The sequence below is a fragment of the Pseudomonas tremae genome (assembly GCF_023278125.1).
GTDB classification, from domain to species: Bacteria; Pseudomonadota; Gammaproteobacteria; order Pseudomonadales; family Pseudomonadaceae; genus Aquipseudomonas; species Aquipseudomonas tremae.
Window position 1 is genome coordinate 1,596,522 of the sequence record NZ_CP066270.1, and the last position, 26,178, is coordinate 1,622,699.

The window sequence follows — 26,178 nt, forward strand, 5'->3', positions numbered from 1 at the left end:
TGATGAACTCGATCTTTCTGCGCATCTATGGCGGGGTGCTGGGCGTATTGGTGCTGGTTGCGCTGCTGGGCGTGCTGGCGCTGCATGTGCTCAATCAGGCGCGCGGCGAGCAATACCGCGAGCGTCTGGCCCACGGCACCTTTACGATAATGGCCGACAATCTGGTGTCGCTCGACGATATCGAGCGCCGCCGCGCCCTGGCGGTCTGGGAGCGTTTGCTGGGCATACCCCTGAGCCTGCAAAGCCCCGAACAGGCGCAACTGGACAGCGGCGCGCGAGCAAGGCTGGCACGTGGGCAGGTGGTGGTCGAGCAAATCGGCCCGCATGCCGCCAGGGTCTACCGCCAGTTGAGCGACAAGGAGCCGCTGCTGTTGACCGGCGAAGTGCAGCAGATCACCGAGCAACTGGCGCGAGCAACTATCTACCTGTTGATCGACGAGCTGGTGCGTTTTCCGGTCGACGAGCAGCCAGCGCGTCTGCAGGCCCTGCGCATCGACAAGGGGTTCGGTTTTGATCTGCAGTTGCTGGCACTGGATCAAGCGGACCTGGATGACGATCAGCGCCGCCGCATCTATGAAGGCGACACGGTGATGGCGCTGGGCAAGGGTGGCGACTCGATCCGCGTGCTGGCCGGGATTGTCGACACCAACTGGGTGCTGGAGATCGGCCCGCTGTACCAGATGAACCCTTATCCGCTGCACTGGCTACTGCTGATTGCGCTGTTGGGGCTGTGCTTTATCGGTCTGGTTGTGTACTTGCTGGTGCGGCGTCTGGAGCGACGGGTGCTGGAGCTGGAAGCGGCTGCCACGTTAATCGCGCAAGGCAGCCTGCAAACCCGCGTGCCCACCGAGGGTTCCGATTCGGTAGGGCGGCTGGCGGCAGCGTTCAACAGCATGGCCGAGCACCTGCAACGCTCGCTGATGATTCAGCGCGAACTGGTGCGCGCGGTGTCTCACGAACTGCGCACGCCAGTGGCGCGCCTGCGTTTTGGGCTGGAGATGGTCAGCGACGCCATCACGTCCGAGGCGCGGCTCAAGTACATGCGCGGTATGGATAGCGATATTCAGGACCTCGACAAGCTGGTCGATGAAATGCTCACTTACGCGCGCCTGGAGCAGGGCGCGCCGACCCTGAATTTCCAGCGTATCGATCTGGACGCGCTGATCGATCAGGTGATCGCCGAGCTGGCGCCTTTGCGCGCCGATGTAAGGGTTTCGCGGGGCGAAGGCCTCAGGCCGGGGGAGGGCGAAGCTGCCTGGGTCGAGGCCGAGCCGCGCTATCTGCATCGGGCGGTACAGAACCTGGTGAGCAACGCAATGCGCCACGCCGAGAACGAGGTGCGGATCAGTTATTGGCTGGATTCGCAGCAGTGTCGTATCGACGTGGATGATGATGGCCCTGGCGTTCCGGAAGAGGCGTGGGAGCAGATTTTCACGCCATTCATGCGCATCGATGACAGCCGCACACGTGCTTCGGGCGGGCATGGGTTGGGCCTGTCGATTGTGCGACGGATCATCAACTGGCACGAAGGCCGTGCACGGGTTGGCCGCAGCGTCAGCCTGGGCGGGGCGTGCTTCAGTCTTTCTTGGCCACGCACGCAGGTGCCGCAGTGAATTCGCAGTTGTATGCCGGAGGGTTGGCGCCGTTTGGGCGTACATTGCTGGCGGCGAGTGATTTACGCCCGGTGGTAGCGTTGCCTGATCTGCTGCAGCCTGAGCGGCTCGATCAACTGCTGCTAAGTGTTTACGGGCCGCAATTGATGCCCAGTCAGTTGCCGGTGCTGGTCTCGCAGTGGGCCAAGTTCTACTTCATGCAGATTATTCCGCCAGTGCTGGTTGCCAGTCTGGTGCATGCCTGGCATTGGCCGTTGGTGCTTGGGCAAGTCGGGTTGGCGCTGGACGAGCGTGGCGTGCCTTGTGGTGTCAGGCTGCTTGAGCAGGGCGAGGTTTGGCGGGATATTCCAGCCGATCCGTTTCAGCGTTTTGCCGGTTTGCTTGACGATAATCTGCAGCCCTTTATTGCCGCGCTAAGTGCGTATGGCGAACTGCCTGGCGCAGTATTGTGGAGCAGCGCCGGGGATTACCTGGAAGGGTGCCTTGTGCAACTGGCTGGCTGCAGCGATGTGTCGCTGGCAGCGGGTATGGCGTTGTTGACCGAGCGACGAAGGCCAGACGGCCGGGCCAATCCGTTGTATCAGGCGGTGCGTTATGTGGCGCAGGCGGAAGGTGCTGAACCGCGTCGGCAGCGGCGCGTGTGTTGTTTGAGTCATCGGGTCGAGTGGGTCGGGCGCTGCGAGCATTGTCCGCTGCCCGAGTGATCAACCCTGAACGGCGATCAGGCTCAACAGATGATCGCCCAGCACACTGAACTGACCGTCCAGCTCCTTGCCTGCGTGCCATTCGCTGGACAGGTCTGTCAGCAAGCGCAGGCGGGCGTTGCCGTCGGCGGACCACTCCAGCAGTTGTGCATCTTCGAAATAGAAGCGCTTTTGCACGATAGGGTAAAGCGCCTTGAACAGCGCTTCCTTGATCGAGAACGTCAGGGTGACGCGCAACGCCACTTGATCCTGCGCGCCTGCTGCCATGTCGGCCAACTCGGCGGCAGTCAGAATCTCCCCGGCCAGACGCGAAGCGCGGTCGTGGCTCAGCAAGTTTTCCGTGTCGAGCCCCAGCCCGCGCCATTGCTGCTTGTGCGCCACCACGGCAGCGGCCCAGCCGGTGCTGTGGGTGATCGAGCCGCAGACATCAGCGGGCCAGATCGGCGCACGGTCTTCACCCAGCGTAGGAATGTGTTCACGTCCATCCAACTGGCGCAGTGCTTCACGCGCGCAAAGACGACCTGCCAGAAATTCGGCCTGACGCTTGGCGACCGAGCGCTGAATGCTCGCCGGTTGCTGCACCGCACAACGCTGAAAGTCGCCCTCAGCCAGCTTGAACGGATCAAAACGCCCACTGACCAGCACCATGCCTGGCAGGGAATGGGGCAGCGGCCAGTGCTGAACGAGTTCGGGGCAGCAGGCGGGGAGAATGGGGGGCTGAGTCATGGGCGGCATTTTGCCGGGTGATTGGGTTGGAGGGAAGGGTGCAGGCTGTCACTAATCTCAACTATCGTGGCGACGCAGAGCGTCGTGAAAGGCATTCCCACGCTGGAGCGTGCGGAACGATAATCCCAACTATCTTGCCGATGCTCTGCGTCTTCGTGGCGACGCAGAGCGTGAGCGTCGGTCAGTGATCAGCCAAATATCTTCTTGAAAAACTTCTGCATGTCCGCCCATGAGCTCTGGTCGGCGGCTTTGTCGTAGCCGATGTCCGGGCCACCATGTTCGCCGTGGCTCAGGCGGTCGGCGTCGGGGTTGGTGAAGCCGTGTTTGGCGCCGTCGATGCTGACGAATGTGTAGTCAGCCTTGGCGTCGTCCATTTCCTTTTTGAAGGCGGCGACGTTCTCCGGTGTGACCATGCTGTCCTTGGCGCCATGCTCGACCAGCATCGGCACCTTGATGCCCGGTTTGGCCGGGGTGTTGGTCACCAGCGCGCCGTGGAAGCTGACCACGCCCAACAACGGTTCGCCGCGACGCGCTGCGTCCAGGACGATCTTGCCGCCGAAGCAGTAACCGATGGCTGCAATCTTTTTCGGGTCGGTCTGTGGCTGTTTCTTCAATTGCTCAAGCCCGGCGTCGAAGCGCTTGTCGGACGCATCGCTGTCTTTCAATGCTGCCTGCATGAAGCCCATTGCGTCTTTCGGGTGCTCGGTGTTCTTGCCTTCGCCATACATGTCGATGGCCATTGCGCTATAACCCAGTGCCGCCAGATCGCGGGCGCGACGCTTGGCGTAGTCGTTCAAACCCCACCATTCATGAACCACCAAAATCCCGGGGCGCGGGCCTTTGATGGCGTCGTCGTAGGCGTAATAGCCCACCAGTCTGGTGCCGTCAGCACTTTTGTAATCGACCTGTTCGGTTTTGATCGCGGCTTGGGCGAGCCCGGTCAGGCCCATCATGATCATTGCAATCCACAAACGCATGTGCAGCTCCTTCTACGGGGGTGTACAGGATGAAAGGCCAACAATAGCCGATTCTGCGACAGGTGGCGCGCAGGACTGTTCAGCACCGGTTCATGCAGTGTTCAGTCGGGGTTCAGCCCGGCACGCTTACTGTTGAGCCCTACCTTGACAGCGTGCCCGAGCGCAAAAGGAGTCGATATGTTGAATCTCAACAAGTTTTTCCTGGCATTGGCTTTTCTGGGAGGCAGCGCGGCGGCGCAGGCTGGCGACAGCAAACTTGAAGTGGCCCGCATCGAGTTCGCGAAGACCAGCGAAAGGCTCGACGACACGCACAGCTGGGGGCACGCGCTCGGGGAGCAGGGGCAAACCAATGCATCGGCGGGGACGCTATATTCCCTGCCGGTTTACGGAAGTCTGACAGGGACCCACAATGGCCTGCCTGTCAGCCGCGAAATCCTGCTGGGCAGCTATGATGTGACACAGCATGTGCCCGTCAGCGCCCACCTGTTGAGTACTGATGCGACGATGTCGTTTCATTCTTTGTCTTGAGGCTGCGATTGTGCCTGGGAGAGCTGCATGAAGTTGTTGGTAGTTGAGGATGAAGCGCTGCTGCGCCACCACTTGCGCACCCGTCTGACCGAAGCGGGGCATGTGGTGGAGGCAGTGGCCAACGCCGAAGAAGCGTTGTATCAGGTCGCGCAATTCAATCACGATCTGGCGGTGATCGACCTGGGGCTGCCGGGCATCGGCGGGCTGGACCTGATTCGTCAGCTGCGCACCTTGGGCAAGGCGTTTCCGATCCTGATCCTGACCGCACGCGGCAACTGGCAGGACAAGGTCGAAGGACTGGCTGCCGGCGCTGACGACTATGTGGTCAAACCTTTCCAGTTCGAAGAGCTGGAAGCCCGGCTCAATGCCCTGCTGCGGCGTTCCAGTGGCTTTATTCAATCGACCATCACGGCTGGCCCGTTGCTGCTGGACCTTAACCGCAAGCACGCTGCACTGGCCGAACAGCCACTGGCGTTGACCGCGTACGAATACCGCATTCTCGAGTACCTGATGCTCCATCACCAGCAGGTGGTGCCCAAGGAACGTCTGATGGAGCAGCTCTATCCTGACGACGACGAGCGCGATCCGAATGTGATCGAAGTGCTGGTCGGCCGCTTGCGCCGCAAGCTGGACGGCAGCGTGGCCTTCAAACCGATCGAAACCGTGCGTGGCATGGGCTACCTGTTCAATGAGCGCTGTACGTGATTCGTTCGCTTCGCCTGCGTCTCATGCTGGGTGCCGCCACGCTGGCGGTGATCTTCATGTTGCTGATGCTGCCTGCTTTGCAGGGCGCATTCAGTCTGGCGTTACGCGGGGCGATCGAGCAGCGGCTGGCTTCCGACGTCACCACCATGATTTCTGCCGCGCGGGTCGAAGACGGCCATCTGATGATGCCTTCGGTGCTGCCGGGCGAACAATTCAATCTGCCTGGCAGTCGTTTGCTGGGCTACATCTATAACCGCCAAGGGCAGATGGTCTGGCGTTCGCTGTCCACTGAAGGCGAAGACATCGACTATCGCCCGCAATATGACGGGCAAGGTAGCGAGTTCACCAAGATCAAGGAAATCAATGGCGACGAGTACTTCGTCTACGACGTCGAGATTCGTCTGCTTGGCGGCCGTAACGCTGCATTCAGCATCGTCGCGGTGCAGCCGTTGCGCGGTTATCAGGAAACCATCGACGGCTTGCGGCGCAAGCTCTATCTGGGCTTCGGCGCTGCATTGGCAGTCTTGCTCGGGTTGTTGTGGATGGGCCTGACCTGGGGGCTGCGTGCCTTGCGTGGCTTGAGTCAGGAACTGGATCAGGTGGAGTCGGGCGTGCGCGACAGCCTCAGCGAAGAGCATCCCAGCGAATTGCTGCGCCTGACCGACTCGCTCAACCGCCTGCTGCGCAGCGAACGTGAACAGCGCATACGCTACCGCGACTCACTGGACGACCTGGCACACAGCCTGAAAACACCGTTGGCGGTATTGCAGGGCGTCAGCGAGAACATCGCCAAGCGTCCCGAGGACGTCGAGCAGGCACGCGTGCTGCAATCGCAGATCGAGCGCATGAGCCAGCAGATCGGCTATCAACTACAGCGCGCCAGCCTGCGCAAGAGCGGTCTGGTACGCCATCACGTGATGCTGCGGCCGGTGGTCGAAAGCCTGTGCAACACGCTTGATAAGGTCTACCGCGACAAGCGGGTCAAGGCCACGCTCGATCTGCCGCAGGATTGCCAGGTCCACATGGAGGAGGGCGCGCTGCTGGAAATGCTCGGTAACCTGTTGGAAAACGCCTACCGGCTGTGTCTTGGTGAAGTGCGCGTCAGCTTCACACGCTCAGCGGACGGCGATGAGCTGTGTGTCGAAGATGACGGCCCCGGTGTCCCGCAAAGCCAGCGTGCGCGCATCCTTGAGCGGGGCGAACGACTGGACCGGCAGAATCCCGGACAGGGCATAGGGCTGGCTGTGGTCAAGGACATTATCGAAAGCTACGGCGCGCAGCTAACCCTGGGAGATTCAGCGCTGGGTGGCGCGGCGTTCAGGATTCATTTTCTGGCGCAGTGAGCGAAGGGCGTAAAGCAATGCGCGAGCCCCCGTAAGTGTCTGTGACGGGCCCGCGTTGTTAAATTAATCTTGATAGCCCATCAGTTGCTACCTGTCAAATGCCTGGTTTGCTGCGATGAGATGTCAGCCAGTTAAACAGTCGGCTGAGCCACCACTTGCTACGCGCTTCACGAATCTCTTCAATATTGGCGAACGTGTAAGGCCCCGTTTTTTTCTCTTTCGCCACAAGCGCCACTAGGCCGCGTATGGGGAATCGATAATGAAACACAAGATACAGTGTCAGTGCTGTCGAAGTGAAACCGACCAAAAGGCCAGTGCTCGCGGCCCCGAAGGTTTTGAGGATAATGCAGGAAATGAGTGTGGCTACCCCAGCAATTAGCCCATGTTGTACGCTGTAGTGATTGAGCACTGTCATTACTTTGCCATCTTGAGTCTTGAAAGGCAGCGACTCGTGATTAAAACGGCTCTTAATGATTATCAGGATCTCGATCAGGACAAGCAGAAAAGGGAGTCCGCCCCAGAGCGCTGCCGCTACAGAATCTAGATGAAGCTCTTTTTTGGACGCGGTATAAACACTTCCCACGCTAATGATCGTAAACGTCAGTATTATTCCGGCATAAAATTGCGTGGCAAAAGCAGAAAATCGCTCATTCACATAAATCAGGAACAGCGTGCGCCCCAGAAATATAAAAAATGAACCCGTTGCGAGCCAGAGAAGAAGGGGGGAGCTGGATGACAGTACGAATATAAAAAAGTACAGTAGCAATGTATTGGCATAGAGCACTTTCCTGATAGAGTTGGGTTGTGTATCTACCATGAGGCTCTCCACTATTTTAAACGTTCTGCAATGGATTTATCCCAGCCGGACTCTCCCATAAAGTACTGTGCGGCCATTCCAGCGGTTATTCCTGCAGCAATAATGATGACGAGCGGTGCGCTTGTCCCTATCACTACTGTGGCTATAAAGCCATCGCCAAACGCGACGAGGTTCGTGGATTGTGCGTCGGCAGACTTATCTAAAAACTCTCCCATCGAGTTGGAGCTTTTAGCATCCATATAAGCCAGCGGTCCTACAGCCAAAGCGAGTCCTATTATGTTGCCACCGATAAGTTTTGGGACCCCTCTAGCGCCCTTTGAGTGTAACCTCGCAGAAGAGTTTAACGCTTTCGCGGTGCCTGTAGTGGGTATATGTACCGCTCGGCCAGCATTGGCGCCAAATATTCTATATTTAATGGCTTCTGCTGTAAGTGGTACCTCCAGGTGCAGCTTGCCGTTAATTCTGATAATCTTAAGTCTACCTTTAAATTGTTATTAACAGTACTAAAGTTTTCGGAGTCTTTGGTTTTTGCCCATTTGTTCAGGGTTTTTTGCAGTCCAGGGGGAAGATCTACTAAGTCCGAAACTTTTTTGTCTTTAATGTCGCAGAAATTACGCCGCCCACCCCGGCAACTGTACCGGGAAGATTGCTTGTAGAAAATAACAGAGGTCCGACTACAGGGATACTTATAGCTTCTTTTTTAAGGTTCGCTAACGCTTCGGCTGAGACCTCCGATGCGTTCTTCATGTTTGCACTGAGATCGTTCAAAAAAAGGACGGACGACTTCAGTTCTGTTTCGTTCAAACCCGACTCTGGATCCTTGAGTTCACTAATAAGGATCATGGCAGCGCTGAAATCATCAATAGCGTAATAGCCGCCAAACGTCATTAGCGCTGGCGTTCGTGGAGCTGGTCGCTCGCTAGGAAAGGTCATTTGCCCTTGGCCTAGCAAGCCTGCTTGACGAGTAGGGCCGCGGTTCATGGCTGCAGTGCGCGGTAAAAGCCTCTCATCCATGGCTATCACTCCTTTGCTTTGAGATTCATTCATCAGGTGTTTGACGTCGCTCGCATCAGCAACGCTTTCAAAGTTCGTGGCCTTGATGTCAATACGCTTTCAGTACGTGTATCAAGCTTGGCTCAGATGCAGATCGCAATCATAAATCAGTAATGATGTATACAAAATGCTCTGCAAGGGTGCCCGATTTTTTTGAAACAATGAAGAGATCCGATTAAAGATTTTTGGGCTGATACCTCTATCAATCCACGATTCGAGCTGACATCAGGTTTTGCTGAAACGGTCTGCTTATGGGATCGGTGTCATTCAGGCGCTCTTGCAGCTCCTAATATTCCAGGCAGTCGTGCGCATCTGCTCGCTGAGCAAGAGCGAGCTGCACGCTCATTCTGTGTTACTCAAAGGCGGATATCCGCCACTAACGCCCCTACGTTTCCTCTATGCGGCGGAAAACCGCCACATCTCCTTTCGCTCCCCGACTACTGTTACCCTTTTAAGCCTTGCCAGGCGGGGGTCTTGATATCACTTTGATTCTATGGCACGCCTATTGCTACCCAGAGGGTAGATGCCTGCTTTGCGCAGCTCGACAAAACAAATCCCTCCAGTGCAGGAGGGTTAGCGCTTTATAGGCCCGCGTGCATCAGGTAAAGATGCCGACGGCGCCCTTGAGGAAAACTGCAATGACGACTCGTCAGCCCATCTACAAGTCCCTCTATTTTCAGGTAATCGTAGCGATTGTCATCGGTATCCTGATCGGTCACTTCTACCCGGACACCGGCAAGGCTTTAAAGCCGCTGGGTGACGGGTTCATCAAACTGATCAAGATGGTTATTGCTCCGATCATCTTCTGTACCGTTGTCAGCGGCATCGCCGGCATGCAAAGCATGAAGTCGGTTAGCAAGACCGGCGGTTATGCGCTGCTGTATTTCGAGGTTGTTTCGACCATCGCCCTGCTGATCGGCCTGATTGTGGTCAACGTGGTTCAGCCGGGTGCCGGCATGAACATCGACGTCAGCACGCTCGACGCCTCGAAGATCGCGGCTTACGTGACTGCGGGTCAGGACCAGAGCATCGTCGGCTTCATCCTCAACGTCATTCCCAACACCATCGTCGGCGCATTTGCCAATGGCGATATCCTGCAAGTCCTAATGTTCTCGGTGATCTTCGGCTTCGCCCTGCATCGCCTGGGTTCGTACGGCAAGCCGGTTCTGGACTTCATCGATCGCTTTGCCCACGTGATGTTCAACATCATCAACATGATCATGAAGCTGGCCCCGCTGGGTGCGTTCGGTGCAATGGCTTTCACCATCGGTGCCTACGGCGTTAGCTCGCTGGTGCAGTTGGGTCAGTTGATGATCTGCTTCTACATCACCTGCGTGCTGTTCGTCGTGTTTGTACTGGGCGCAATCGCCCGCGCTCACGGCTTCAGCATCTTCAAGCTGATTCGCTATATCCGTGAAGAGCTGCTGATCGTGCTGGGTACTTCCTCGTCGGAATCTGCCCTGCCACGCATGCTGATCAAGATGGAGCGTCTGGGTGCCAAGAAATCCGTTGTAGGTCTGGTTATCCCGACTGGCTACTCGTTCAACCTGGACGGTACGTCGATCTACCTGACTATGGCTGCTGTGTTCATCGCCCAGGCGACCAACACGCACATGGACATCACTCATCAGATCACCCTGCTGCTGGTTCTGCTGCTGTCCTCTAAAGGTGCTGCCGGCGTAACCGGTAGTGGTTTCATCGTACTGGCCGCGACCCTGTCGGCTGTCGGTCACCTGCCGGTTGCCGGTCTGGCGCTGATTCTGGGCATCGACCGCTTCATGTCCGAAGCCCGCGCCTTGACCAACCTGGTCGGTAACGCTGTAGCCACCGTCGTGGTTGCCAAGTGGGTCGGCGAGCTGGACACCGACAAGCTGCAATCGGAACTGGCTTCCGGTGGCAGTGCCATCCTGGAAACCCGCCCGGAAGACGACCTCGGCGTTGCCGAAGGCGCGACTCCTGCCCATGCAGTGAACACTACCAAGACCGTCTGATAGTTTCAGGCCATAAAAAACCCATCTTCGGATGGGTTTTTTTATGCCTGTGAGTTGTCGAGCGTTATTCCGTGCGGGTTTCGCCGCTGAATACCAACGGCTCGCGGCAGCGACGGCACAGGTAGCGCCGGCCCTTGCGGATCATGCTGTGGCGCTGCGCCGAGAACGGGAAGTCGCTGTCCGGGCATGGGCAACGGTAGATGTAACGGATGACGCTGCGGCGCTTGACGGCGTAGGTATGGCAGCGGTTGGGCGGCAGTTCATAGACGCCGCGCATGATCAGTTGCCACTCTTCACCGTGCGGCTGAATGCTGCCGCCGAACAATTGATGGGCGATCAGATGCGCGACTTCGTGCGGCACAGTCTGGCGCAGAAAGTCCTCGGCATTTTCCTTGTAAAGCTGTGGATTGAAGCGCAGCAGGTTTTCATGCAAATGCGCGACGCCAGCCTTTTGGCCGCGTAGCTGAAAACTGACCACCGGGCGTTTGAAGGTTCGCTTGAAAAACGCTTCGGCCTGCTGATAGCAGGTCTCGACGCGGGCATTGAGTTGTTCGGGCATGCTTTGGGGTTCTCCAGTGCGTCAAGTATGCCGCAATGTGGCTACGCTCTGAAAATGCCGACTGCCCGGTGGTCATTTCTGATCCGGCTCCGTTGCCAGCCTGAACCGCAGCAGCGCAGCCTGTTTAACGATGCATCGGTTATGCGTAAAATGCCTGCCTTTTCTCACGTCACCGTTAGCGGATACCTCTCATCAATGGGCACCCTTTCAGTCAATCAGAACAAACTGCAGAAACGCCTGCGTCGGCTGGCCGGCGAGGCGGTTGCCGACTTCAACATGATCGAAGAGGGTGACAAGGTCATGGTCTGCCTGTCGGGTGGCAAGGACAGCTACACCATGCTCGACATCTTGATGCACCTGCAGAAAGTGGCACCGATCAGGTTCGAAATTGTTGCGGTCAACATGGACCAGAAGCAGCCCGGCTTCCCCGAGCATGTATTGCCTGCCTACCTGAAGGAACTGGGTGTCGAGTACCACATCGTCGAAAAGGACACGTATTCGGTGGTCAAGGAACTGATTCCGGAAGGCAAGACCACTTGCTCGCTGTGTTCGCGGCTGCGGCGCGGCACGCTGTACACCTTCGCGGACGAGATCGGTGCTACCAAGATGGCGCTGGGGCATCATCGCGACGATATCGTCGAGACGTTTTTCCTCAACATGTTTTTCAATGGATCGCTCAAGGCCATGCCGCCAAAGCTGCGTGCCGATGACGGTCGTAACGTGGTGATTCGTCCGTTGGCGTACTGCCATGAAAAGGACATTCAGGCCTATTCCGACCTCAAGCAGTTTCCCATCATCCCGTGCAACCTTTGCGGTTCGCAGGAAAACCTGCAGCGTCAGGTGGTCAAGGACATGTTGCTGGACTGGGAGCGCAAGACGCCGGGGCGTACCGAAAGCATCTTCCGCGCCTTGCAGAACGTACAGCCGTCGCAACTGGCCGACCGCAATCTGTTCGACTTCAGCAGCCTGCGCATTGACGAGACTGCTGCATCGCGGTTCATCAATGTGGTCAATATCTGATTTTGGTCAGTGGTTGACGGTGAAGGACAACATCGCTGAAAGCTGGCACATCGGCCTGCCGCTTTCGGCGTGCCACTGGTTGAACACGTCCTGCACGATGGCCTGATCGCGTTTGCTGGTCGGCACGCGGTCGACAATATCCTGAGCGTTCAAGGCGGCGACCACGTCCCAGGTCGGGATGAAGGTGTCTTTGCCAACCATGCGCAGGAAGCGCGGCGACGACAGGCCGCCCATCTGATTGCCGTGTTTGGCGAGGTACTGCCAAAGGCCGGTGATGTTATCGACCGGCCACTCGGCAATGAATTTTCCGAAACTGTCATGCTCTTGTTCGATGTCCAGAATAAGTTGCGCATTGCGCGGCACGCTCTTGAGCTTGCCCAGGTGGCGAATGATGCGCGCATCCTGCATCAGCCGCTCCAGATGGTCGGCCCCCATAAGCACGACTTTTTCAGGGTCGAAGCGGAAAAACACTTCCTCGAACGCCGGCCATTTGGAGTCCACCAGGCTGTGTTTCAGGCCCGCACGAAACACGCGCAAGGCCATGGTCGACAGGTAGCGGTCGGCACTGATGGCGCGCAATTGTTTCGGGGTCTTGGGGGTGGGCAGGTGGGCTTCCAGTGCTTTGGCGGAACCGAATCGATTCAGGCAATACTCGTTCAGCCATTTGTAGTCGTGCATCGGTTCTCCAAAGAATTAAACAGGCAGTTCAAGGGCTCAGACCGGCCCTTGCGCTGCAAGTTTGCGATTTAACTAAGCGCGTCAGACGACCCTGTGCCGATTCAGCTGCGCGGCGTGTCGAGTTGCAATGCCGTTTTCGCCAGGCGCTGACCGAGTGCGCGACACAGGTCGGTTTCGTGACGATCCAGCGGGCGCTTGCCATCGGCTCCGGCGTGATGGCTGGCGCCATAGGGCGTGCCGCCACCGGTGGTTTCCACAAGCGCCGATTCGCTATATGGCAGGCCCATGATCAGCATGCCGTGGTGCAGCAGCGGCAGCAGCATGGACATCAGCGTGGTTTCCTGGCCGCCGTGCAGGCTGGCTGTTGAAGTGAACACGCCAGCTGGCTTGCCAACCAGAGCGCCGGTCAGCCAAAGGTTGCTGGTGCCGTCCAGAAAGTACTTCAACGGCGCGGCCATGTTACCGAAGCGGGTCGGACTGCCCAGCGCCAGGCCGGAGCAGTTTTTCAGGTCGTCGAGTGTTGCGTAGAGTGCGCCGTTTTCCGGGATCTCGGGGGCAGTTGCTTCGCAGTCGGTGGAAACAGCGGGGACGGTGCGCAGCCGTGCTTCCATGCCACCCAGCTCGATGCCGCGGGCAATCTGCCGGGCCATTTCGCTGGTGGAACCGTTGCGGCTGTAATACAGAACCAGAATATAAGGTGTGCTCATGGCAGCAGCTCCAGAATGTTCTCGGGTGGACGGCCAATTACAGCCTTGTCGCCGGCGACCAGAATCGGTCGTTCAATCAGTTTGGGATGGGCGGCCATGGCGGCAATCAGTTGCTCGTCGCTCAAGCCCGGGTCGGCCAGATTGAGTTGCTTGTAATCATCTTCACCGGAGCGCAGCAGTTGCCGGGCACCGATGCCCAGCTTGCCGAGCAGCTCGCGCAAGGTGGCGGCGTCGGGCGGGGTTTCAAGATACAGAACGACGTCCGGGGTCAGGCCGCGAGCCTGAAGCAGTTCCAGCGCGCCGCGGGATTTGCTGCAGCGCGGGTTGTGATACAGCGTCAGATCGGTCATTTGCAGGTCGCATCTTGTATGGGGTGGGGCGTATTCTACCCAGTGATGACGCTGTTCGACATATCGAATGGTCAATAGTCGTGGCTTGGGTATAAGTCATTGCAGGTTGAACAGGGCGAGGAAAGAAGCAGATGGCAAGGCGATTAATAGCAGCGGTGATACTTTTCGGTAGCTTGCTGCTCAGCGGTTGTGGCGTGGACCTGGGCACTGACCAGAACGGTCAGAAGGTTGCCAGCGAGCAGATCAAGGGGCATTGGCTGGTAGTGAACTATTGGGCCGAATGGTGTGGTCCGTGTCGGACCGAGGTTCCGCAATTCAATGCATTGTCCGAGCAGCTCAAGGACAAGAAGGTGACAGTGCTGGGCGTCAACTTCGATAACCTGCAGGGCGACGAGCTTAAAAACGCCGCGAACGCGCTGGGTATCAAGTTCACCGTACTGGCCCAGGACCCTGCCGAGCAATACAACCTGCCGCCTTCCGAAGCGCTGCCGGTGACCTACATAATCGACGACAAGGGCAAGATGCGCGAGCAACTGCTGGGTGAGCAGTCGGCCGCGACAGTGATGCAGAAGCTCAATGCGCTGCGCGGGGAGGGCTGATCAGGTGCGCTCTCTTTGGCTGAACCCCTCATTTACTGCGCTCAGGGGTGAAGATGCAGATTGCAATGCTCTGTGTACAAACTGACTACGTGGTGCAGCGCAGGCATGTGACGCAGAGCGTCACGAACGGCGTGCCCACGCGGAGCTCGGGTACGATGGTCATCTAACTGACATTACAGAACCGCTGTGTGACGCAGAGCGTCACGATAGTTATCTGCATGGCATGAGTACGACAAGCGTCAGCTATCTTCCAGCCAGAAGCGCAGCGGTTTGCCTTGAGCGGGCCACAGGCGCAGTTGCTCAATGGGCGAGATGTCCCAGCGTTGCACGCTGCTGATGGCTTTGATGAACCGTTGTTCCTGCTCCATCAAGGCCGGGGCGCACATCTTGCGGGTCTTGCCCACTGCGCCGAAGCTGATGGTGTGGTCGTTCAGGGTGTAAGGCGCGAACCAGTGGTTGCAGCCAGCATTGCCATAGGCGCGGCCATCGGCACCGAGGGTCATGGTCAGACGGCTGTTATCGATCAGCGGACGTTCGCCGATCCATTCCATCACGTAGCTTTGATCCTGACGAATCGGCAGCGGGTCCGCGGTGCAACCGGCCAGCAGTGCGCCACCGATCAGGCTCCAGAGTGCAAACTGTTTCATGCCGCTTTCTCCTGCTCCTGGCACTTCTTGCAGACGTGCTTCTCACCCTCGGTTTTCCAGCCCAGTTCTGCGATGCGCGCGTTGGCAGCGGGTTTCTGTGCCTTGACGCCCAGCTTGCTCTCGACCATGAACTCGAAGTTCAGCTCGGCATTGCAGCGGTCGCAGTGAACCTGCCACTGGTGAATCGCCAACTCATCAAATACCGGGCCTTTGGCCACTGCAATCCACTGACCGGGCGGGTTGATCAAGTGCCGGACCTTCTCGACGGTCAGACGCATGTGCAGGCTTTTGCTGCCCTTGATGGTCACCAGCAATTGGTCGTTGTCATGGATCGAGCCGCCGTTGCCGGTCACCTGATACCGGCCGGGGGCTAATGTGCGGCATTCAGTCAGGGTGTGCTGCGGATTGAGCATGCTGTAGCGAAAATCGTGTTCGGCCATGGGTCCTCCAAAATTTCGCGCATCCTATCACGCTCCGCATCCTCGACATTGGATGCAGAACGTACGGGACGGCATTCCCTCGCTGGGGCGTGAGGAAGGCCAGATATACAGTCCTGGCTTATCGTCCCTGAGGATGAAAGGGCGGGCATTACGCCATCACCCGCGCCTCGGCCTCAAGCCGGATGATGGCTTTTTCCAGGTTATCCAGCGCATCTTCACTGCCTGAAGCGCCCTGCTTTAGAAGGGTTTCAGCGCGCTGGCAAGCGGTGCGCAGTTGCGGCACGCCACAGTAACGCGTTGCGCCGTGCAGGCGGTGCACGCGTTCGATCAGGCCTTGCACGTCCTGGCTGGCGCGGGCCATACGAATGGCTTCGCGGTCGGCATCCAGCGAGGCCAGTAGCATGGCCAGCATGTCGGCCGCGAGATCTGCCTTGCCTGCCGCCAGACGTAAACCTTCTTCATGATCGAGCACCAGCGGCCCTACATGCACCTCAGACGCTTCATTCTGGCGTTCAGGCGCAGGGTTGCGCAGCGCCAGCCCTGTCCACTTGAGTACCACCTGGGCCAGTTGCCGCTCACTGATCGGTTTGGTCAGGTAGTCATCCATTCCGCTTTGCAGCAGCGAGCGTTTTTCATTGGCCATCGCATGAGCGGTGAGGGCCACAATCGGCAGAGAGCTTTGACTGCGTTCAGCTTCCCAGATGCGAATTGCTTCAGTCGCCTGACGCCCGTCCATGCCTGGCATCTGCACATCCATCAACACCAGGTCGAACGCTTCCATCTGCACCGCATTGACCGCTGCGTAGCCGCCCTCGACAGCGACAACCTCGGCGCCCATGTCTTCGAGCAATGTTTGCACCAGCAGCAGGTTAGCCGGGTTGTCATCCACGCACAGCACGCGCGGTGCACGGCTCGACAGCGGCGGCCCGATGCCTGCGCGAACTGCGCGCGGGGCGACCAGTTCGGACAGGGCTTTTTGCAGCTTGCGGGTACAGGCGGGCTTGGCCTGCAGCTGGGTATAGACATCGTGAACAGCCAGCTGGAACAGCGCATGCTCGGTGGTCGGGCACAGCACCATGACTTTGCAGTTGAGGTTTTCCAGGTCCCAGATGTGCTGGCGCAGTCGCTCCGGGGAGATTTCCAGCGCAGTCACGCCAAGCACCGCGAGGTCAATCGCCATCGGCGTCTCATGGGCCGCCGTCACCCCGTTGAGCAGGTTTTCGAGGTTGTTGAAGACGATGGTCTGCAAGCCGCAGTCTTCGAGCTGATGCTCCAGCGCCTGGCGTGCAAGGTCGTGATGTTCAAGCACTGCGGCGCGCAGCCCTCCCAAAGGAATATTGAGCGATTCCTCCTTGTCTTCCCGGGCCTTGGGCAGTTTCAGGCTGATCCAGAATTCCGAGCCTTCGCCCGGAGTGCTGTCGACACCGATTTCTCCGCCCATCTGTTCTATCAGACGCTTGGATATCACCAGCCCCAGACCCGTGCCACCGGGCTGGCGGGACAGCGAGTTGTCTGCCTGACTGAAGGCCTGGAACAGCGCCCGCACGTCCTGACTGGACAGACCGATGCCGGTGTCCTGCACGCTGATGCGCAGTTGTGCGTGTTCTTCGGTCTCGTCTTCCAGCATGGCGCGGGCGACGATAGTGCCTTCGCGGGTGAATTTGATCGCGTTGCTGACCAGATTGGTCAGAATCTGCCGCAGGCGCAACGGGTCGCCGGACAGCGCCAGCGGTGTGTCGCGGTAGACCAGGCTGACCAGCTCCAGCTGTTTGGCGTGGGCCGCCGGGGCGAGGATGGTCAGGGTGTCCTGTAACAGGTCACGCAGGTTGAACGGGATATTGTCGAGCACCAGTTTGCCGGCCTCGATCTTCGAGAAGTCGAGGATCTCGTTGATGATGCTCAGCAGGTTGTCGGCGGACTTCTCGATGGTCGCCAGGTAATCGAACTGGCGCGGGGTCAGCTCGCTTTTCTGCAGCAGGTGGGTGAAGCCCAGAATGCCATTGAGCGGCGTACGGATCTCGTGGCTCATGTTGGCCAGAAATTCGGACTTGATCCGGCTGGCTTCAAGCGCTTCCTTGCGTGCAAGGTCCAGTTCGATGTTCTGGATCTCGATGGTTTCCAGGTTTTGCCTGACATCTTCAGTGGCCTGATCGATGCTGAGCTGCAGTTCTTCCTGCGCGTTCTGCAACGTGGCCGCCATGCGATTGATGCCTGACGCCAGTTCGTCCAGCTCGCGACTGCCCAGTGGCGGCAGGCGGGTTTCGAGGTTGCCGTCCTTGAGCTGCGACACCGCCTGCTTGATCTGACTCAGCGGGCCGTTGATGGTCCGGCTCATGCGTACGGCCAGCGTCGCGGTGAAGGCCAGCCCGGTCAGAATCAGCAACAGGCTGGCGAACAGGCTTCGATAGCCGCGCAGCAGAGTGCCGTTGTGAGATATCTCCAGCTCTACCCAGCCCAGCAGCGTGTCGGCTTCGGCGGGGATGATCGGGCTGGTCAGGTGCCGTTGATGGCCGAACACCGGCAACAGGTAGCGCGTTGCGTCGTTGCCGGTGGAGCTGAGCAGTTGCGAGCTATTGCCGATCGGCACGGGGCTGATCATCGTCGGGCCGGCGTGCGCCAAGGGCGTGCGGTCGACGTCGAGGAATGAAACGGCGCGCACGTCGGTCTGCTCGAGCGTCTGCGACGCGATGCGGCTCAACAGCACTTTATCCTTGCGGCCTAACGCGTTGGCCGAGAGGGGCGCCAGATCCTGGGCGACCATTTCACCGCGTTGCAGCAGCTGGCTTTGCAGCTCATTCAGCTGCATCCAGGTGAAATAGCTGCCGAGCATCGCGGCCATCAGGCTGGCAGGCAGAATGGTCAGAAGCAGCACACGGCCTTTTATACCCAGCTTGGTCAGCACGCTTTTTCTCCAGCAACAGGTATCAATCCGTCGATATCAGGCATCGGCTGCCTGTCTGTATCGGCACAAGGGGTCGAGTTTAGCCATTTAAAGGAGGAGTGGGCAGCTTCGTCGGCCTGACAAGGTGTTATTTCTCGCAAAAACCACGGCATGCGGAGTTCTCAGAAATGAGGCGTTATGCCTTTTGGGAATAACTACCGCACTTTGCGTGATATGGGCTTTGAGCGTTTGCCGTTATGATAGGCGCCCCCGCAGACTGGACCGCGAATACGCCATGACCCTGCAGTATCCAACCATTGCCGATTGCGTCGGCAACACTCCGCTCGTGCGTATGCAACGCATGGCCGGTCATACCAGCAATACCATCCTGTTGAAACTGGAAGGTAATAACCCTGCGGGTTCGGTAAAAGACCGCCCGGCACTGTCGATGATCACCCGTGCCGAGCTGCGCGGCCAGATCCATCCGGGGGACACGCTGATCGAAGCCACTTCCGGTAATACAGGAATCGCCCTGGCCATGGCCGCTGCGATCAAGGGCTATCGCATGGTCCTGATCATGCCGGACAATTCCAGTGCCGAGCGCAAGGCCGCGATGACCGCTTATGGCGCCGAGCTGATTCTGGTCAGCAAGGAAGACGGCATGGAAGGCGCTCGTGATCTGGCGGACCGCATGCAGGCTGAAGGTCGCGGCAAAGTGCTCGATCAGTTCGCCAATGGCGACAACCCTGAGGCGCATTACACGTCCACCGGTCCGGAAATCTGGCGGCAGACCGCTGGTACCGTCACGCATTTTGTCAGCTCGATGGGCACCACTGGCACCATCATGGGCACCTCGCGCTACCTCAAGGAACAGAATCCCGATGTGCAGATCGTCGGTTTGCAACCGATGGAAGGTGCATCCATCCCCGGCATTCGTCGCTGGCCGACCGAATACCTGCCAAAAATCTATCAGTCGGACCGTGTCGATCGCATCATCGATATGGGGCAGGTAGAGGCCGAAGAAGCCATGCGCCGGCTGGCGCGCGAAGAGGGGATCTTCTGCGGGGTGTCCTCCGGTGGTTCGGTGGCGGGGGCGCTGCGTATCGCCCGCGAAGTCGAAAACGCCACGATCGTGGCAATCATCTGTGACCGAGGCGACCGCTACCTGTCGACCGGTATCTACGACACGCCCAACTGATGGCCAAGCATGAAAGAGGCCTGCGCTTCCAGCCCACCGGCGGCGTCAAGAGCGTGCAGGTGCCTGCCGGTAAAAAGCAGCGTCTGACCATCGAGCGCCTGTCTGATGACGGGCGCGGCATAGCGTTTGTGGATGGCAGGACCTGGTTCGTTGCGGGCAGCCTGGCAGGCGAAGAGGTTGAGGCGCGGGTGCTCAATGCTCGCGGCAAGATTGTCGAAGCGCGCACCGAGCGCGTGTTTGTTGCCAGCGACCTGCGTCGCGCCCCCGCCTGTGATTATTTCGGGCGTTGCGGCGGGTGCAGCGTCCAGCATGTGCCCCATGACGAACAACTTGCCCTGAAACAGCGCATGCTCGCCGAGCAACTGCTGCGCGTGGCCAATATTGCCCCGGATGAATGGGCAGCGCCTTTGAGCGGGTCTGAACTGGCCTATCGCCGAAGGGCGCGGGTCGCGGTTCGCTGGGACGCCAAGGCGAAACGTCTGGACGTAGGTTTTCGCGCGGCGGCCAGCCAGGACATCGTCAGCATCGATGAATGTCCGGTGCTGGTACAGGCCTTGCAACCGATCATGCGTCAGTTGCCATCCATGCTGAAGAGTTTCAGCATGCCTCAGGTGCTGGGGCATGTCGAGCTGTTCAGTGGTTCTTCGACTGCCTTGCTGTTGCGTCACACTGCGCCTTTGGCGGACGTTGATCTTTCAGCGTTGCAGGCGTTCTGTTCAGCGCAGGGTGCGCAGCTGTGGTTGCACGGCGACGGGGAACCGCAACCGGCCAGCCCCGGCGACACGCTGGGCTACCGGCTGGAACCGTGGAACCTGCAGCTGGCTTGGCGTCCGGGGGATTTCATTCAGGTCAATGCGGCGGTCAATACCGCAATGATCGAGCAAGCCCTGCAGTGGTTGGCCCCTGCGGCTGATGAGCGTGTCATGGATCTGTTCTGCGGCCTGGGCAACTTCGCTTTGCCGCTGGCCGGTCTGGCGAAAGAAGTGGTGGCGGTCGAAGGCGTAGCGACTATGGTCGAACGTGCAGCTGTCAACGCAATGAGTAATGATCTGCACAATGTGCAGTTTTTTCAGGCGGATCTTTCCCAGCCGCTGACACACGCCGACTGGGCGGCGGAGGGGTTTTCTGCGGTACTCTTGGACCCACCGCGTGACGGGGCGTTTGAAGTGGTACGCCAGATCAGCAAGACGGGTGCCCGGCGACTGCTTTATGTTTCATGCAACCCGGCAACTTTGGCTCGTGACACGGTCGAACTGATCCGTCAGGGCTACCGATTAAAACGTGCCGGAATCCTCGATATGTTTCCACAGACGGCGCATGTCGAGGCGATGGCTTTATTTGAAATGAGACAGTGAGCAGCCTTCATTGGATAGAGTCCAGCTGCCGACAGGGAATCTCATTTAATCCGACTGGCCCGCGAATGCCGGTTCTTGCTTGCCCGGCAAGTGGCATTCGCTCAGAAGGCTGGCGACTGATGGCGTTATTCATCGCGCCTTAGGGAAGGTAAGCAACATGGTACAGGTGAGAGCGAACCAGCCGATAAACACAGACGGCAGTATCAATCTCGACGCATGGCTCGATCATATTGTCAGCGTCGACCTGGTCCTGGACCGGGAAGTCATGAAACAGGCCTGTGAATTTGCCCGGCAAGCCGAGCAGAACGACAAGGTCCACAAGAATCACTGGGCAGAAGGCACCTCCAGTTTCCAGACCGGTCTGGAAATCGCGGAGATCCTCGCTGACCTCAAGCTGGATCAGGATTCGCTGGTCGCTGCGGTCATATACCGTGGCGTGCGCGAAGGGGTCATTCCGTTGCCGGAAGTCGAGCAGCGCTTTGGCTCCACCGTTGCCAAACTGATCGACGGCGTGCTGCGCATGGCCGCGATCAGCGCCAGCCTTAGCCCCCGGCAGTCGCTGGTGCTGGGCAGTCAGGCGCAGGTCGAAAACCTGCGCAAGATGCTCGTCGCGATGGTCGACGACGTGCGCGTCGCGTTGATCAAACTGGCCGAGCGCACCTGTGCGATTCGGGCGGTGAAGAACGCCGACGACGAAAAGCGCAACCGGGTGGCCCGCGAGGTCTTCGATATCTACGCGCCGCTGGCGCATCGTCTGGGCATCGGTCACATCAAGTGGGAGCTGGAAGACCTGTCTTTCCGCTACCTCGAGCCCGACCAGTACAAGCAGATCGCCAAGCTGCTGCACGAGCGCCGGCTGGACCGCGAGCGCTTCATCAGCGAAGTCATGTCCGAGCTCGACAACGAGCTGCAAGCGACCGGCGTGACGGCCGACATCAGCGGTCGGGCGAAACACATCTATTCCATCTGGCGCAAAATGCAGCGCAAGGGCCTGGCGTTCAGCCAGATCTACGACGTGCGTGCCTTGCGCGTGCTGGTCCCGGAAATGCGCGACTGCTACACCGCGCTGGGGATTGTGCATACGCTGTGGCGGCATATTCCGAAGGAGTTCGACGATTACATCGCCAACCCCAAGGAAAATGGCTATCGCTCGCTGCACACCGCGGTCATCGGTCCGGAAGGCAAGGTGCTGGAGGTGCAGATCCGCACCCACGCCATGCACGAAGAAGCCGAGCTGGGCGTCTGCGCGCACTGGCGCTACAAGGGCACCGACGTCAAATCCGGGTCCAATCACTACGAAGAGAAGATTTCCTGGCTGCGTCAGGTGCTCGAGTGGCATGAAGAGCTGGGTGATATCGGTGGCCTGGCAGACCAGCTGCGGGTCGATATCGAACCGGACCGGGTCTATGTCTTCACGCCTGACGGGCACGCCATCGACCTGCCCAAGGGGGCGACGCCGCTGGACTTCGCCTATCGGGTTCACACCGAGATCGGCCATAACTGTCGGGGCGCGAAGATCAACGGGCGGATCGTGCCGCTCAACTACAGCCTGCAGACCGGTGAGCAGGTCGAGATCATTACCAGCAAACACGGCACACCGAGCCGCGACTGGCTGAACTCCAACCTGGGCTACATCACCACCTCCAGGGCACGGGCCAAGATCGTTCACTGGTTCAAGCTGCAGGCTCGTGATCAGAACGTCGCTGCTGGCAGGACCCTTATCGAGCGCGAGCTGGCGCGGCTGGCGCTGCCGCAGGTCGACTTCGACAAGCTGGCGGACAAGGCCAATCACAAGACTGCCGATGACATGTTCGCGGCCTTGGGCGCAGGCGATCTGCGTCTGGCACAGCTGGTCAATCTGGCTCAGCAGCAGGTCGAGCCGGACCGCATAAACGAACAACTGGAACTGATCACGCGCAAGGCCACGGGCTACAAGCCTGGCAAGCGCGGCGATATTCAGATTCAAGGCGTCGGCAACCTGATGACGCAGATGGCGGGCTGCTGTCAGCCGCTGCCAGGCGACGCGATTGTCGGTTACATCACTCAGGGCCGCGGCGTCAGCATCCACCGCCAGGATTGCGCTTCGGTGCTGCAACTGGGCGGCCGCGAACCCGAGCGGATCATCCAGGTCAGCTGGGGGCCGGTACCGGTGCTTACCTACCCGGTGGACATTATCATCCGCGCTTACGACCGCTCCGGGCTGCTGCGCGATGTCACTCAGGTGCTGCTCAACGAGCGCATCAATGTGCTGGCGGTCAACACCCGCTCGAACAAGGAAGACAACACTGCGCTCATGTCCCTGACCATCGAAATTCCGGGGCTGGACGCGCTGGGGCGGCTGTTGGGGCGGATTTCCCAGTTGCCGAACATCATTGAAACACGCAGAAACAGGACGCCATAAGCGTCGGCTGCGCCCACAGGGAGCCCCATGTATACAGTTCAAGATCTGCTTCATCTCATGACTCGGCTGCGTGATCCGCAGTTCGGCTGCCCGTGGGACTTGAAGCAGACGTACGCCAGCATCGTGCCGCACACGCTGGAAGAAGCCTATGAAGTGGCCGACGCCATCGAACAGGGTGATCTTGCTCATTTGCAGGGCGAGTTGGGCGACCTGTTGTTTCAGGTGGTCTTTTACGCGCAACTGGCCAAGGAAGAAGGGCGCTTCGAGTTCGAGGGTGTGGTGGACGGCATTACCCGTAAATTGCTACGTCGTCATCCACATGTGTTTCCAACTGGCGAGCTGTATGCGCCGCCAGAAACGCCGCGCCTGAGCGACGAACAGGTAAACCGGCGCTGGGATGAGATCAAGGCCGAGGAGCGTGCCGAGAAATCCGGCGTGCCCGAGCAGCTGTCGTTGCTCGATGACGTGCCTGGGGCCTTGCCGGCGCTGAGTCGGGCGGCCAAACTGCAGAAGCGTGCCGCACAGGTCGGCTTCGACTGGCCTGCAGCCTTGCCGGTGGTCGACAAGGTGCGCGAAGAACTCGATGAAATTCTTGAAGCCATGGTCGACAATGACGCCGAGGGCATCGCTGAAGAAGTCGGCGATTTGCTGTTCAGTGTCGTCAATCTGGCCCGGCATCTGAAAGTTGATCCCGAAACTGCGTTACGCTCGGCCAATAACAAGTTCGACAGACGCTTTCGATTCATTGAACAGGCATTGCGTCACCTCCAGCGTCCTATCGAAGAGTGCTCGCTCGAAGACATGGATGCGTTGTGGGGCGAAGCCAAACGTCAGGAAAAGAGCACGCCCGGCTGCGGCTGAGCGTGCGGTAACGGCATAAGTGAGTAGACAATGAGCCTTTCCCTTCGCGACCAGTTGCTCAAGGCAGGTCTGGTCAACCAAAAGCAGGCCAAGCAGGCCGGCAAAGAAAAGCAGAAAGAGCAGCGGCTGGTACACAAGGGGCAGGCTCAGGCCGACGACTCGCAAAAACGTGCGGCTCAGGAAGCCCAGGCTGAAAAAACCAAACGTGATCAGGAGCTCAATCGCCAGCAGCAGGAGAAGGTCGAGCAGAAGGCCCGTGCGGCTCAGGTCAAACAACTGATCGAGGTTTCACGCATTCCGAAGCTGATCACCGAGGATTACTACAACTTCGTCGACGACAAGAAGGTCAAGCGGATCTCGGTCAACGCCTTGGTACGCAACAAGCTCAGCAGCGGTTCGCTGGCGATCGTTCACCACGGTGGCGGTTACGAGATCATTCCGCGTGAGGCAGCTCTGAAGATCCAGGAGCGCGACCCGCGCCGCATCGTATTGCTCAATACGCCTACTGAAGCGCCGGATGCTGATGATCCGTATGCGGCGTATCAGGTGCCTGACGATCTGATGTGGTAACCCGCTGACTTTGTGAGCGTAAAAATGGCAAAACCCGCATTCAGCGGGTTTTGTCGTTTCTTGTTCTGAGAAAGTGCTTAGTGATTACCCTGGCTTTCCAGTGCTTCCAGCTCTTCCTTGTAGCGAAGGGCATCGGACTCTACGTGGAACATTCCGACCAGTTGGTCCTGTTGATGCACGTCCCAGATCTGGATGCCGTCGGCAACGGCTTCGTGGGAGAGATGGGCGTCGTCGCGTTCAGTCACTCTGACAGTCATAGTAATAAGCTCCTGACGTTGATGGCCTTGATGGTCAGGCCTCTGGATACTGCGGCCATGTGTCGCAGGACTCTTTTATAGAAGTTGTTAGCTGCCTAAGTAAATAGCCTGTTCAGGTTCCCCAGTGATCAGAAAGTGATCGCTGCCCTGCAGCCCTTGCATGACGAGGCTTACGGCGGATTGGTGGGAAAATGAAGGATGTTTCATGTGCTTCGAGCGCGGTGTTGGCTTGGCCGAATACGCGTGGATACGCCGTCCTAGACGCTTTACTTGCTGAGCGACATGGCGCGCAGGTGTGACGCGGAGCGTCACGACAGGCATTCCCATGCTGGAGCGTGAACGATGATCCCGACTATCGTGCCCATGCTCCGCGTGGGCATGCCGTTCTGGACGCTCTGCGTCCGGTCTTGAGTGGACAGCAGCCAATAAAAAGCCCCGCTGAAAAACGGGGCTCTGTGGTGCGGGCGGTCAGGGCGATCAGCTGCCTTTGACGGCCTTGCCGTTGACGGTGCCATCGAGCAGTACGATGTTGTATTCCTTGCCGTCGGTTTCAACCTGTTGCAGGCGAACCAGCAGGTAGTCCCAGTCCTTGGCGAACCACAGCACGGTGGTGCGCTTGCTTTGTGTCGGGTCACGCACGCGTTCTACCTTGATCGCGTCGACCTGGCCGGTTTTGGTGGTGACCTTTTCCGAGCCCAGTACGCGGAAGTCATAAGTGTCCACTTCGTCACCATCGACGACCTGGTAGCTCATGCTCTTCTTGCCCTCGGCGATGTCATGTTGCAACGCCAGCTGATACGTGGACTTGTCGAGAATGCCACGATTGAGCGGCAGCTTGATCGCTTCACCGCGGTCAGTGCCGGTGACGAACTTGGTGTTCCAGTCGAAGGCCAGATCGACCTTCTTGGATTTGCCCAGGCCACTGCGCTCGAAACTGTAGGTCTGTGGCAGCAGGGTGTCCTTGTCGACCTTCAGGGTACTGACTTCAGTCAGGCTGGCGATCATCATAGAAGCCTTGAAGCTCAGGGTCCAAGTGCCATTGGCACCGGCTTCCAGGCTGCGTTCGGCAGTGCCGCTCATCGGCAGCTGCTTCCAGTCGGCGGTGTAGCTGGCAGAGAAGGGTTGAAGGTCTGCGGCCTGTACGGCAGGCAATGCGAGCAGGGCGAAAGCGAAGAGCAGAGCGCGACGCATAATATCT

Annotated in this window: 27 protein-coding genes; 13 read left to right on the top strand and 14 right to left on the bottom strand. The window is 58.8% G+C overall.

The features are described from left to right. Positions 1 to 2: 2 nt before the first annotated feature. Positions 3 to 1,613, top strand: a complete 1,611-nt coding sequence (locus I9H09_RS07350) for an ATP-binding protein (RefSeq protein WP_122366710.1) — start codon at positions 3 to 5, stop codon at positions 1,611 to 1,613. Beyond that, positions 1,571 to 2,317: a siderophore-iron reductase FhuF gene (fhuF, locus tag I9H09_RS07355; protein WP_122366711.1), complete on the top strand. Its 747-nt coding sequence runs from the start codon at positions 1,571 to 1,573 to the stop codon at positions 2,315 to 2,317. The genes I9H09_RS07350 and fhuF overlap by 43 nt, the downstream gene beginning before the upstream one ends. On the opposite strand, the gene I9H09_RS07360 is transcribed toward fhuF, so the two are convergent. Next, the gene (locus tag I9H09_RS07360; RefSeq protein WP_202906971.1) at positions 2,318 to 3,043 is read right to left on the bottom strand and encodes a 4'-phosphopantetheinyl transferase family protein; all 726 of its coding nucleotides are present in this window, start codon (positions 3,041 to 3,043) and stop codon (positions 2,318 to 2,320) included. 188 nt (positions 3,044 to 3,231) lie between these two features. Next, the gene (locus I9H09_RS07365; protein ID WP_122346583.1) at positions 3,232 to 4,020 is read right to left on the bottom strand and encodes a dienelactone hydrolase family protein; all 789 of its coding nucleotides are present in this window, start codon (positions 4,018 to 4,020) and stop codon (positions 3,232 to 3,234) included. A gap of 177 nt (positions 4,021 to 4,197) precedes the next feature. Here I9H09_RS07365 and I9H09_RS07370 point away from each other — a divergent pair, with 177 nt between their 5' ends. From I9H09_RS07370 to I9H09_RS07380, 3 genes are read left to right on the top strand one after another with little or no spacing between them, the layout of a single operon-like run. Continuing rightward, positions 4,198 to 4,548 carry a hypothetical protein gene (locus I9H09_RS07370; protein ID WP_005889640.1) on the top strand — a complete coding sequence of 117 codons (351 nt, stop codon included), beginning with the start codon at positions 4,198 to 4,200 and terminating at the stop codon, positions 4,546 to 4,548. A 27-nt stretch (positions 4,549 to 4,575) separates the two neighbouring features. After that, complete coding sequence (locus tag I9H09_RS07375) at positions 4,576 to 5,253, top strand: response regulator (RefSeq protein WP_005889641.1); 678 nt, start codon at positions 4,576 to 4,578, stop codon at positions 5,251 to 5,253. After that, the gene (locus I9H09_RS07380; RefSeq protein ID WP_005889643.1) at positions 5,250 to 6,596 is read left to right on the top strand and encodes an ATP-binding protein; all 1,347 of its coding nucleotides are present in this window, start codon (positions 5,250 to 5,252) and stop codon (positions 6,594 to 6,596) included. The genes I9H09_RS07375 and I9H09_RS07380 overlap by 4 nt, the downstream gene beginning before the upstream one ends. Before the next feature lie 94 nt (positions 6,597 to 6,690). Here I9H09_RS07380 and I9H09_RS07385 read toward each other — a convergent pair whose 3' ends face one another. The 3 genes from I9H09_RS07385 to I9H09_RS07395 form a co-directional block, all read right to left on the bottom strand. Further along, positions 6,691 to 7,413 carry a hypothetical protein gene (locus I9H09_RS07385; protein WP_122346582.1) on the bottom strand — a complete coding sequence of 241 codons (723 nt, stop codon included), beginning with the start codon at positions 7,411 to 7,413 and terminating at the stop codon, positions 6,691 to 6,693. An 11-nt stretch (positions 7,414 to 7,424) separates the two neighbouring features. Further along, positions 7,425 to 7,652 (bottom strand): hypothetical protein, encoded by a 228-nt coding sequence (locus I9H09_RS07390; protein ID WP_122346581.1) that lies wholly within the window; start codon positions 7,650 to 7,652, stop codon positions 7,425 to 7,427. 334 nt (positions 7,653 to 7,986) lie between these two features. Further along, positions 7,987 to 8,427, bottom strand: coding sequence for a hypothetical protein (locus I9H09_RS07395; protein ID WP_122346580.1), 441 nt, complete (start codon positions 8,425 to 8,427; stop codon positions 7,987 to 7,989). Between the two features lie 677 nt (positions 8,428 to 9,104). Here I9H09_RS07395 and I9H09_RS07400 point away from each other — a divergent pair. Beyond that, entirely contained in the window at positions 9,105 to 10,457 is a 1,353-nt protein-coding gene (locus tag I9H09_RS07400) for a dicarboxylate/amino acid:cation symporter (protein ID WP_236502264.1), read from the top strand. A 64-nt stretch (positions 10,458 to 10,521) separates the two neighbouring features. Here I9H09_RS07400 and I9H09_RS07405 read toward each other — a convergent pair whose 3' ends face one another. Next, complete coding sequence (locus I9H09_RS07405; protein WP_005889651.1) at positions 10,522 to 11,016, bottom strand: SprT family zinc-dependent metalloprotease; 495 nt, start codon at positions 11,014 to 11,016, stop codon at positions 10,522 to 10,524. 195 nt (positions 11,017 to 11,211) lie between these two features. Between I9H09_RS07405 and ttcA the strand changes: the two genes are divergently transcribed. Further along, positions 11,212 to 12,036 (top strand): tRNA 2-thiocytidine(32) synthetase TtcA, encoded by an 825-nt coding sequence (gene ttcA, locus I9H09_RS07410; protein WP_122346579.1) that lies wholly within the window; start codon positions 11,212 to 11,214, stop codon positions 12,034 to 12,036. Between the two features lie 6 nt (positions 12,037 to 12,042). Here the strand turns inward: ttcA and I9H09_RS07415 are convergent, their stop codons facing one another. The 3 genes from I9H09_RS07415 to arsC form a co-directional block, all read right to left on the bottom strand. Continuing rightward, positions 12,043 to 12,714, bottom strand: a complete 672-nt coding sequence (locus I9H09_RS07415) for a DNA-3-methyladenine glycosylase I (RefSeq protein WP_005889655.1) — start codon at positions 12,712 to 12,714, stop codon at positions 12,043 to 12,045. Between the two features lie 101 nt (positions 12,715 to 12,815). Further along, positions 12,816 to 13,421 carry an NAD(P)H:quinone oxidoreductase gene (gene wrbA, locus I9H09_RS07420; protein WP_005889657.1) on the bottom strand — a complete coding sequence of 202 codons (606 nt, stop codon included), beginning with the start codon at positions 13,419 to 13,421 and terminating at the stop codon, positions 12,816 to 12,818. Beyond that, a complete protein-coding gene (arsC, locus tag I9H09_RS07425; RefSeq protein WP_005889659.1) occupies positions 13,418 to 13,771 on the bottom strand; it encodes an arsenate reductase (glutaredoxin) in 354 nt (117 codons plus the stop codon). Before arsC ends, wrbA begins: the two co-directional genes overlap by 4 nt. Before the next feature lie 131 nt (positions 13,772 to 13,902). Between arsC and I9H09_RS07430 the strand changes: the two genes are divergently transcribed. Then, positions 13,903 to 14,370, top strand: a complete 468-nt coding sequence (locus I9H09_RS07430; protein ID WP_122311586.1) for a TlpA disulfide reductase family protein — start codon at positions 13,903 to 13,905, stop codon at positions 14,368 to 14,370. A 239-nt stretch (positions 14,371 to 14,609) separates the two neighbouring features. Here I9H09_RS07430 and I9H09_RS07435 read toward each other — a convergent pair whose 3' ends face one another. From I9H09_RS07435 to I9H09_RS07445, 3 genes are all read right to left on the bottom strand, one after another. After that, positions 14,610 to 15,017 (bottom strand): META domain-containing protein, encoded by a 408-nt coding sequence (locus I9H09_RS07435; protein ID WP_053480490.1) that lies wholly within the window; start codon positions 15,015 to 15,017, stop codon positions 14,610 to 14,612. Then, positions 15,014 to 15,457 (bottom strand): hypothetical protein, encoded by a 444-nt coding sequence (locus I9H09_RS07440; protein WP_005889662.1) that lies wholly within the window; start codon positions 15,455 to 15,457, stop codon positions 15,014 to 15,016. Before I9H09_RS07440 ends, I9H09_RS07435 begins: the two co-directional genes overlap by 4 nt. 148 nt (positions 15,458 to 15,605) lie before the next feature. Continuing rightward, positions 15,606 to 18,359 carry a response regulator gene (locus I9H09_RS07445; protein WP_054988991.1) on the bottom strand — a complete coding sequence of 918 codons (2,754 nt, stop codon included), beginning with the start codon at positions 18,357 to 18,359 and terminating at the stop codon, positions 15,606 to 15,608. 274 nt (positions 18,360 to 18,633) lie between these two features. Here I9H09_RS07445 and cysM point away from each other — a divergent pair, with 274 nt between their 5' ends. From cysM to I9H09_RS07470, 5 genes are all read left to right on the top strand, one after another. Beyond that, the gene (cysM, locus tag I9H09_RS07450) at positions 18,634 to 19,536 is read left to right on the top strand and encodes a cysteine synthase CysM (protein ID WP_005889664.1); all 903 of its coding nucleotides are present in this window, start codon (positions 18,634 to 18,636) and stop codon (positions 19,534 to 19,536) included. Then, positions 19,536 to 20,891 carry a 23S rRNA (uracil(1939)-C(5))-methyltransferase RlmD gene (gene rlmD / locus I9H09_RS07455; RefSeq protein WP_122346578.1) on the top strand — a complete coding sequence of 452 codons (1,356 nt, stop codon included), beginning with the start codon at positions 19,536 to 19,538 and terminating at the stop codon, positions 20,889 to 20,891. Before cysM ends, rlmD begins: the two co-directional genes overlap by 1 nt. Before the next feature lie 157 nt (positions 20,892 to 21,048). Continuing rightward, positions 21,049 to 23,292, top strand: coding sequence for a GTP diphosphokinase (gene relA / locus I9H09_RS07460; RefSeq protein ID WP_024669909.1), 2,244 nt, complete (start codon positions 21,049 to 21,051; stop codon positions 23,290 to 23,292). 27 nt (positions 23,293 to 23,319) lie between these two features. Continuing rightward, a complete protein-coding gene (gene mazG, locus I9H09_RS07465) occupies positions 23,320 to 24,153 on the top strand; it encodes a nucleoside triphosphate pyrophosphohydrolase (RefSeq protein ID WP_005889670.1) in 834 nt (277 codons plus the stop codon). 30 nt (positions 24,154 to 24,183) lie between these two features. Next, complete coding sequence (locus I9H09_RS07470) at positions 24,184 to 24,723, top strand: DUF2058 domain-containing protein (RefSeq protein WP_005889672.1); 540 nt, start codon at positions 24,184 to 24,186, stop codon at positions 24,721 to 24,723. A 77-nt stretch (positions 24,724 to 24,800) separates the two neighbouring features. On the opposite strand, the gene I9H09_RS07475 is transcribed toward I9H09_RS07470, so the two are convergent. Together I9H09_RS07475 and I9H09_RS07480 are read right to left on the bottom strand one after the other, a co-directional pair. Further along, positions 24,801 to 24,980 (bottom strand): hypothetical protein, encoded by a 180-nt coding sequence (locus I9H09_RS07475; protein WP_002554613.1) that lies wholly within the window; start codon positions 24,978 to 24,980, stop codon positions 24,801 to 24,803. A gap of 477 nt (positions 24,981 to 25,457) precedes the next feature. After that, complete coding sequence (locus tag I9H09_RS07480) at positions 25,458 to 26,171, bottom strand: DUF3108 domain-containing protein (protein WP_005889674.1); 714 nt, start codon at positions 26,169 to 26,171, stop codon at positions 25,458 to 25,460. Positions 26,172 to 26,178: the final 7 nt, after the last annotated feature.